Raw genomic sequence first — 633 nt, 5'->3', positions numbered from 1 at the left:
CGGACGGGCGCCAGGCCAGGCCGTGCCGCCATCTCTGCCGCGGAAACCCGCCGTGCGCCGGCCCAGATCACAGGACGCGGCCCGTCGTCCGTCTGCACGAGGTCGCCGGGCACCAGCTGTTCCACGGCCCGCCATCCGCCAGGCGTCAGGATCGGTGTGCCCCGCACGAAACAGGGAATGCCGATGGCGGCCATCTGCTGCTTGCTGTCAACCTGGTCGGGCGTGACACCGACCAGCACGACGCTTTCGCCTTCGGGAAAGGTCAGCACGGCGTCACCCGTGCCGTCACCGTTCGTGTCGGTAACCACCACGTCGCGCCAGGTGATCGGGTCCCCCGCGGGGGTGCGCAGGTCCGACACATCCAGTTGGTCGGCGGTGCGCCCGTCCTCCACAGTCATGTCGAAGTCGCTGACCGTATCGGTCCCGGAAGCACGATCCAGATCGAACCGGTCATCGCCCGCCCCGCCTGACAGGCTGTCGTCGCCCGTGCCGCCCTGCAGCGTGTCGGCGCCGTCACCGCCGAACAGCCGGTCGTCACCGCCGTCGCCGCGCAGCAGGTCGTCACCGCCGTCGCCCGACAGCGTGGCGTCGCCGTCGCCGCCATCCAGTGTATCGTTCCCCGCACCGCCAAAG

At 70.6% G+C, this 633-nt stretch carries 1 protein-coding gene; it reads right to left on the bottom strand.

The genetic code is table 11. The annotated features are described in order from the left end of the window. Positions 1–633: Hint domain-containing protein (locus ACLD7X_RS17835; protein ID WP_411425029.1), on the bottom strand; the 633-nt coding region annotated here is incomplete at both ends.

It is taken from the genome of Aphanothece microscopica RSMan92 (assembly GCF_046613545.2).
Lineage (GTDB): Bacteria > Cyanobacteriota > Cyanobacteriia > PCC-6307 > Cyanobiaceae > NIES-981.
The sequence above is the reverse complement of the archived record's forward strand: the minus strand, read 5'-3'. Positions and strand labels throughout refer to the sequence as shown.